Annotated in this window: 7 protein-coding genes; all 7 read right to left on the bottom strand. The window is 71.8% G+C overall.

The window, feature by feature from the left end; all coding sequences use genetic code 11:
- On the bottom strand, nucleotides 1–411 hold a 411-nt coding region (locus E4P40_RS24455; protein ID WP_209305498.1), incomplete at its 3' end, for a hypothetical protein.
- A gap of 267 nt (nucleotides 412–678) precedes the next feature.
- A complete protein-coding gene (locus E4P40_RS28675; protein WP_209305497.1) occupies nucleotides 679–819 on the bottom strand; it encodes a methyl-accepting chemotaxis protein in 141 nt (46 codons plus the stop codon).
- A gap of 263 nt (nucleotides 820–1,082) precedes the next feature.
- Nucleotides 1,083–2,699 carry a methyl-accepting chemotaxis protein gene (locus tag E4P40_RS24445; protein ID WP_135160961.1) on the bottom strand — a complete coding sequence of 539 codons (1,617 nt, stop codon included), beginning with the start codon at nucleotides 2,697–2,699 and terminating at the stop codon, nucleotides 1,083–1,085.
- A gap of 239 nt (nucleotides 2,700–2,938) precedes the next feature.
- The gene (locus tag E4P40_RS24440) at nucleotides 2,939–4,624 is read right to left on the bottom strand and encodes a methyl-accepting chemotaxis protein (RefSeq protein WP_135160960.1); all 1,686 of its coding nucleotides are present in this window, start codon (nucleotides 4,622–4,624) and stop codon (nucleotides 2,939–2,941) included.
- 255 nt (nucleotides 4,625–4,879) lie between these two features.
- Nucleotides 4,880–6,487 carry a methyl-accepting chemotaxis protein gene (locus E4P40_RS24435; protein ID WP_245160561.1) on the bottom strand — a complete coding sequence of 536 codons (1,608 nt, stop codon included), beginning with the start codon at nucleotides 6,485–6,487 and terminating at the stop codon, nucleotides 4,880–4,882.
- Between the two features lie 298 nt (nucleotides 6,488–6,785).
- Nucleotides 6,786–7,529 (bottom strand): trehalose-phosphatase, encoded by a 744-nt coding sequence (gene otsB / locus E4P40_RS24430; protein ID WP_135160959.1) that lies wholly within the window; start codon nucleotides 7,527–7,529, stop codon nucleotides 6,786–6,788.
- Complete coding sequence (locus E4P40_RS24425) at nucleotides 7,526–7,903, bottom strand: trehalose-6-phosphate synthase (protein ID WP_280790642.1); 378 nt, start codon at nucleotides 7,901–7,903, stop codon at nucleotides 7,526–7,528. The genes otsB and E4P40_RS24425 overlap by 4 nt, the downstream gene beginning before the upstream one ends.
- Nucleotides 7,904–8,065: the final 162 nt, after the last annotated feature.

Raw genomic sequence — 8,065 nt, 5'->3', positions numbered from 1 at the left:
CACCACCGAGGCGAACGCGCTCGCCGTCACCATCCGCGCAACACCCAGCGACGCGGCACCGGACGACCCGCGGTAGGTCCTCAACGCGACCCGGTCCTCCCGCGCCCGCTGCGGCACCACCGAGGCGAACGAGCCGGCCTCGACCACCTGAGGGCTCGCGAGGAACGCGGCCTCCTGCGCCGTCCCCGTCGCGCCGAGGGCGCCGCTCGAGGAGGACGCGTCGGCGGCCGCGCTCGTCCCTGTGATCCCGGGTCCGCCCACGGCGGCAAGGACGACCCCCGCAACGGACACGGCGGCGAGAAGCCGCGCACGAACCCAGCGGTCGGCCCGCCAGGAGAGCGGGAAGCGGCCTGCAGGGGTGCGGGCCGGCGGGGAGCCGGCGGGCATCAGGGACGGGATGACGGCGGTCATTCGAATCTCCAGGCACGAGCAGGACGTGAATGCGGCGGAACGGTCCTCGTTCTGCCGTGAGGTGCAGTTGTCCACCGGTGGGGCTGGTGTGACAGGAGGAAAGATAGGGCGCCACCCACGGCCGGGTATTCGAATTCCGCGCGTGTCGGAGCGGTCGCAAGAGAATGGTCGGTGACCGTTCCTCCGATGTCGACAAGTCCCCACATTCACGCTGCACGCTCGACCATTCAGGGCGGCAGAGACCACAGAACGGGGACTGCGACTGCGTCAGCGCCTGCGCGGTTTCGCGACGACAGCGAAGCCCTTGCCCGCCTCGCCCGCACCGGTGGTCTCGATGGTGGCGTCGAGCGCCGGGACCACCGTGAGGTCCCCTGTCCCCAGGGCGTCCACAGACGCTGCGCCGGTCATACGGATCTCCAGAAGCGCTGAGCGGTCTCTCGGCGGCACGCGGCTTCCATTCGCCGGGGGATACGGAAGAGCGCCACGGAAGTTGGGCGTCATCGGGCTCGGACATGCGGATACGGCCCGTGTGGGAGTGCTTCCGGGGACCGGCCGGGTGACCGCTCCGCCGGTGTCGATCTGTCGGTGCTGAATTGCAGTGGAATGGCGCGAACGCAGAAGGGGCGGCACACCGTTTCCGGTGCGCCGCCCCGTTCCGGGCTGTCAGGTGGTCAGTAGCTGAACCGCCCGACGGTCGTGCGCAGGTCCGACGCCATCCGCGACAGCTCGTCGACGGCCGTGCGCGTCTGACCGAGCGCCTGGGTGGTGGACTCCGCCGCAGTGGAGACGCCGGTGATGTTCGTGGCGATCTCGGTCGTCCCGCTGGCCGCCTCCTGGACCGACCGGGACATCTCGCTCGTCGTCGCGGTCTGCTCCTCGACGGCCGAGGCGATGGTGGTCTGCCGGTCGGAGATCTGCGCGACGATCGCGGAGATCTCCTCGATCGCACTGACGGCGGCGGTGGTGTCACCCTGGATGGCCAGGACCCGGCGGGCGATGTCCTCCGTGGCCTTCGCCGTCTCCTGCGCGAGCTCCTTGACCTCGTTGGCGACGACCGCGAAACCCTTGCCGGCCTCCCCGGCCCGGGCGGCCTCGATGGTCGCGTTCAGCGCGAGCAGGTTGGTCTGCTCCGCGATGCTCGTGATGACCTTGACGACATTGCCGATCTCGGCCGAGGATTCGCCCAGCTTCGCGACGGTGGCCGTGGTCGTCTCGGCTGCGGTGACGGCGCGGGCAGCGACCTCGCTGGCCTCGGCGGCGTTGGAGGCGATCTCCCGGATCGAGGCGCCCATCTGCTCCGCGCCGGCGGCGACCGTCTGCACGTTGCGCGACACCTCCTCGGCAGCCGAGGACACGACACCGGACTGCGCGCTGGTCTCCTCCGCCGAGGCGGAGATCTGCGCCGAGGACGCCGACAGTTCCTCCGACGAGGCCGCCACAGCGTCCGCGGACGCCACGACCGAGGACAGGACGTCCCGGAGGCTCGCCTGGGCGGAGTCCAGCGCGGACGCCATACGGCCCAGTTCGTCGTCGGAGGAGACCCCCGTGCCGACGGTCAGGTCGCCGGCGGCCATGGCCTCGGCGGACCTCTGCACGGAGCGCACCGTCCGGATGATCCGGCGGACCACCACGACGGTCAGTCCGGAGGCGATCACGACAGAGGTCAGAGCGGTCACGAGCAGCATGGTGATGGCGGTGTCGGCCGCGTCGGAGGCCTCGGCGTTACGGGCGGCCGCCTCCGCGGACTGCGCGACGCCCTCCTCCTCGAGCCCGTCCGCGATGTCGGTCAGCAGCGGGCTGGAGACCTCGCGGTAGACCTGGGCATAGGTGGCGAGGTCGCCGGCGTCGGCGGCGGGGAACAGCTCGGCCGCGTTCGAGGCCAGGAACGCCTCGCGGGCGGCAAGGTACTTCTCCATGCCCGCGGGGTTGACGATGTGCGGCTCGTACTCGGCCAGCGCGGCCTCCACGTCGGCCTGCTTCTCGTCCATCTCGCCGAGCAGCTCCTGGCGACGGCCGGCGTCGGAGACGGCGTACTCGAGGACCCGGGCCCGGTGGGCGGCGGTCGCGCGCTGCACCGCGGAGAGGGCGTTCAGCGGCTCCAGGTTCTCGGTGTAGATCTGCTCCTGGTGGTCGCGCATGTCGCCGATGCGCGAGATGGCCAGGTAGTTGGTGGCGAGGACGACGATGGCCAGCAACCCGACCACCGCGCCGATCCTGACGCCGATCGGGCGGTTGGCGAACCAGCCACCGGAGCGCCCGGGGCGGGCGGTACGGGCAGGGACGGACATTGCATGCTCCAGAGGTGAGGGCGGGGCTTCGCCGCGGACTGGCATCGTGGTGCGTCGCCCGACGGGCTTGTTCTCGTGGTGCCGGGGAGACTGTGAACCATTCGGTCTGAGTGCGACCCGCAATTCCCGGTGTGTCGCCAGTCATGGGTCGAGATTGGTCGGCGACCGCCTTTTCCCTGCCGCCATGTCGACATGATGGCGGCAGGGAAAAGGACGCGATGATCCGCCGGGTCGGCGATTCAGTAGGTGAACCGGCCGACGCTGATCCGCAGGTCCGAGGCCATTCGGGAGAGCTCGTCGATCGCGGTGCGCGTCTGACCGAGGGCGTGCGTCGTCGAGTCCGCCGCCGTCGAGACGCCGGTGATGTTGAGGGCGATCTCCCCGGTCCCCCCGGCCGCCTCCTGCACCGAACGCGACATCTCCCCCGTCGTGGCCGTCTGCTCCTCCACCGCCGAGGCGATCGTCGTCTGGCGGTCGCTGATCTGCGCCACGATGGAGGAGATCTGCTCGATGGCGTCCACGGCCGCGGTGGTGTCGCCCTGGATCGCCTGTACCCGGCGGGCGATGTCCTCCGTCGCCTTCGCCGTCTCCTGCGCCAGTTCCTTGACCTCGTTGGCGACGACCGCGAAGCCCTTGCCGGCCTCCCCGGCGCGCGCCGCCTCGATGGTCGCGTTCAGCGCCAGCAGGTTGGTCTGCTCCGCGATGCTCGTGATCACCTTGACGACGTTGCCGATCTCCGCCGACGACTCGCCGAGCTTGGCGACGGTCGCCGTGGTGGTGCGGGCCGCGGCCACAGCCTGGGCGGCCACCTGGCTGGCCTCTGCCGCGTTCGACGCGATCTCCCGGATCGAGGCGCCCATCTGCTCTGCGCCGGCGGCGACGGTCTCCACGCTGCGGGACACCTCCTCCGCGGCACCGGACACGACGCCGGCCTGTGCGGAGGTCTCCTGCGCCGACGCGGCGATCTGCGCGGACGAGGCCGACAGCTCCTCCGCCGACGCGGCGACGGCGTCGGCCGATCCGACGATGTCGGCGACGGTGGTGGCCATCGCGTCCGTCGCGGTGTTCAGCGCCGCCGCCATCTGGCCCAGCTCGTCGTTGCCACGGACCGGTAGCCGGACGGTCAGATCGCCGGCGGCGACCCGGTCCAGGCCGCTGCGCACCTCACGGACCCCGCGGACGATCCCGCGGGAGACGGCGAACGCCGCCAGCAGCCCGATCACCACGGCGATCCCGGTGACCAGCGCTGCGACCCGGCCGGTGAAGGCGTCGGCGTCGCGGGCCTCCTCGCGGAGCGTGGCGGCTCGCGCGTCGACGGAACCCTCGAGCTCGGTCATGGCCTGGTCGAGGACGTAGAAGACGTCCCACTTCTCACCCGTGGAGACCGCGTCGCCCTCGTCGAGGAGCCCCTGCCGCCACAGGGCGAAGATCTGGTCGTTGTAGTCGCTCATCGCCGTCCAGTTGGTCTGGATGGCGTCGAGGCTGGTGCGCCCGGTCTCGTCGAGCAGCGTGCGGTCGATCGCGAAGAGCTCCTCGAAACCCTCGGCCCCGTCGCGGTACATCGCGACGTTGTCGCCGTCCGGTGCGGCGGCCGTCGCGCCGCCCTCGACCCGGGCCTTCCACGCGGTGATGTTCTGCCAGTTGGCGGCCCACAGCAGGTCGTAGCGGGCAGCCTCGACCTGCTGCTGGACGACGACCGCGGCGTCGGCCTGCGCGTGCATGTCCGTCGCGCGGTTCCCGTTGACGGCGCCGATCGCGGTCGACACGACGAGCCCGAGCAGGAGGACGGCGGTGAGCCCGAAGACGCGCGTGCGGACACCGCGGTCGCGGTACCAGTGCCGTGCGACGGCGCGGGGCGGAGTGGACGGACCCGGACGCGCTGTGGGTCCTGCTGGAGACCATTCGGTCGACGGTGCGGGGGACATGCTGCTCATTCCTCGTGGATTCGGTGCACGCACCGGGGCGGGGCTTGCCCGGGTGTGGCGCGAGTGCGCACCGCCATCGTGGACGAGCGGGAGGCGATTACTTAGCGATAAGGCATCGGTGTCGCGGTAGGTCCGAAGAATGCTCGCTGACCGTTCCGCGCGTGCCCCCTTGTCGACTTTCCCGAATGGCGACGAACGACAGGGAGCGCACGGCCGGCGGGCCGTGCGCTCCCTGTCGTGGGGCGGATGCGGGACTCAGTAGGTGAACTTCCCGACGGTGGCGCGCAGGTCGGTGGCCATCCGGGCGAGCTCGTCGACCGCGGTCCGGGTCTGCGTGAGCGCCTGCGTGGTCGAGTCCGCTGCGGTGGAGACGCCACTGATGTTGGCAGCGATCTCCCCCGTGCCGCTGGCGGCCTCCTGCACCGACCGCGACATCTCGCTCGTGGTCGCCGTCTGCTCCTCCACCGCCGAGGCGATGGTGGTCTGCCGGTCGGAGATCTGGGCGACGATCGCGGAGATCTCACCGATCGCGGAGACCGCCGCCGTCGTGTCGCCCTGGATCGCCAGCACGCGGCGGGCGATGTCCTCGGTCGCCTTCGCCGTCTCCTGCGCCAGCTCCTTCACCTCGTTCGCGACGACGGCGAAGCCCTTGCCGGCCTCGCCCGCACGGGCGGCCTCGATCGTGGCGTTGAGCGCCAGCAGGTTCGTCTGCTCGGCGATGCTGGTGATCACCTTCACCACGTTGCCGATCTCGGCCGAGGACTCGCCCAGCTTCGCGACGGTCGCGGTCGTGGTCTCCGCCGCGGTGACGGCCCGGCTGGCCACCTCGCTGGCCTCGGCGGCGTTCGACGCGATCTCGCGGATGGAGGCACCCATCTGCTCGGCACCCGCGGCCACGGTGTCCACGCTGCGCGAGACCTCCTCCGCGGCGCTGGACACGACGCCGGACTGCACCGAGGTCTCCTCCGCCGACGCCGCGATCTGCGCCGAGTTGGCCGACAGTTCCTCCGAGGAGGCAGCGACGGCGTGCGCCGAGGCGGTCACCCCGGCCAGCACCTCACGCAGGCTCGCCTGCGCCACGTCCAGTGCGGCGGCCATCTGACCGACCTCGTCGCGGGAGGTGACGCCCGAGGCGACAGTCAGGTCGCCGGTCGCGAGCGCCTCCAGCGAGGCCTTGACCCGCTGGACCGGCCGGGTGATGGAGCGGATGGTCAGGACGCTGATCGACCCGATGAGGCCCAGACCGATGGCCGCCACGGTGAGGCTGATGACCTGGGCTTGCGAGATCGCGGCGTCGAGGTCCTCCTGGGCCTCGCGGCTTGCCGCAGCGAGGGCGTCCTTCGCCGCGCTGACGGCACCGTCGGTGAGGTCGTTGGCGGCCTGGATCTCTTCCCACCGCAGCAGGGTTCCGGCCTGGTCGGCCACGGCCGAGTCGACGAAGACCGTGATGGCGTCGGTGTAGGCGCCGTAGCTCTCGCCGAGAGCGGCGACCGCGTCGGCGGCGGCACCGGTCAGCGGGATCTCGTTCAGCTCCGCCAGCATCGCGGCCGGCGTGGCGATGTCCTCGGCCAGCTCCGACTGCTGCTCCGCGGGGTTCTCGCGGGTGATCGCCTTGAAACCGTCGACCTTGAGCTCGCTCGCGCGGGTGTCCAGCTGCAGGGCGAGCTTCTCGGCGCGATTGAGGTCGTCCAGCGTCGCGCTGGCGTCACGGACGCCGGCGTTCCCGACGAGCATGGCCGTGAGGACGCCCCCGAGGGACAACACGACGACACCCAGGAGAACGGCGAACTTCGCCGCCAGCGGCCGGTCGGCGAACCAACCAGACCGCCGCGGGGCGGCAGCGGAGGGGGCAGTGGGTTTCACGGTGGACCGTTCTGATAGGAATGGCTGTCCGGCACCGGGCTTGGTGCCCGCGCAATTGTTGTGACTCGATCGACGAGTGCATGGTGTGAATGCCCACGGTTTCCCGAACCGTGATGTGTAAGCCCCGTCAGCGCATTTCCGATGACCATGTGTCGACACGGTTCGCCGGTCACCTGGTCCCGCCACAGAGATTCCGGTCACGAATGCGCTGGTGACCCGCCCGGAGTCGACACGGCTGCGGATGTGGTGCGGGGCGGCGCGGACGGTCACGCGGGGCGCGTCGCGACACGCCGGGGTGTCAGCCCAGCAGGTCGGCGAGGCGGTGCAGCAGGACGAGCGCTCCAGCGGGATCGGCGACGCGGTACGGGGCCTCGGTCGGGCCGTCACCGATCTTCACCCCGACGTCACCGGGCCCGAGTGCGCGGAAGCCGTCCTCGTCGGTGACGTCGTCCCCGAGGTACATGGTCCCGGACGGTTGGAGCTCGCCGACGAGCCGGCGCAGGGCGGTGCCCTTGTCGGCGTCGGTCACCGCCACCTCGAGCACCTCCTTGCCCGGCTTCAGCGTCAGTGACGGATCAACCCGCGTCCTGACGGCGCCCAGTAGGGCGGCGGCCGCCTCGCGGTCGGCGACCTGCCGGACGTGCACCGCCACGCTCGCCGGCTTGACCTCGAGCAGCGCCCCCGGCGTCCCGGCGACGACCGGCGCCAGGAGTTCGGCGAGGGCGTCGCGGCGGCCGGCGAGCTCTCCGGCCAGCGGGCCGTCGAACTCCGCTCCGTGGCTGCCCACCCACCGGTAGGGCCCCGACAGCCCGCTCGTCGTCCGCAGGTCGGCGACTCCCCGTCCGCTGACGAGGGCCACGGTCACGCCGTCGGCCGCGGCCACCCGCGCGAGCGCCTCCTCCATCCCGGGCAGGAGCACCGCCGCCGACGGGTTCCCGACCAGGGGCGCCAGGACGCCGTCGTAGTCGCTGGCGAGGAGCAGGGGCCGGCGGCCGGCGAGGTCGGCGAGCGCCGCATCGAGGTCCGCCGGGAGGCCGGTCATCCCTGGGCACCGCCCCGGTCACCGGACAGCGGCGCCGACGCCCGGCCGGCCTCGCGCCCGCCGGGCTGACCGGCCGCCTGGGCGCGCAGCGCCTCGAAGAAGGAGTTGGCCCAGTGCTCCAGGTCGTTCTTGAACAGGTGCCGGCGCATCGCCCGCATGCGCTTGGCCGCCTCCTCGGGCTCCGCCCGCAGCGCGCGCACCAGCTGGTTCTTCACCCCGGCGATGTCGTGTGGGTTCACCAGGAACGCCTGCTTGAGCTCCGCGGCCGCCCCGGCGAACTCCGACAGCACCAGCGTGCCGCCGAGGTCGCCCCGTGCGGCGACGTACTCCTTCGCGACGAGGTTCATGCCGTCGCGGTACGGCGTCACGAGCATGACGTCGGCCGCCCGGTAGAGGGCGGCCAGCTCCTCGCGCGGCGTGCACCGCGAAGTTGGGGTCGTCCTGGGCCTGGCGGCCCACGGCCACGAGGTCGGCGGCGCCGCCGGCGATGACAGCCTCCGCCTGTCGCGCGTCGACGATCATGCCCACCGCCATGG

It is taken from the genome of Blastococcus sp. CT_GayMR20, assembly GCF_004570345.1.
The sequence above is the reverse complement of the archived record's forward strand: the minus strand, read 5'-3'. Positions and strand labels throughout refer to the sequence as shown.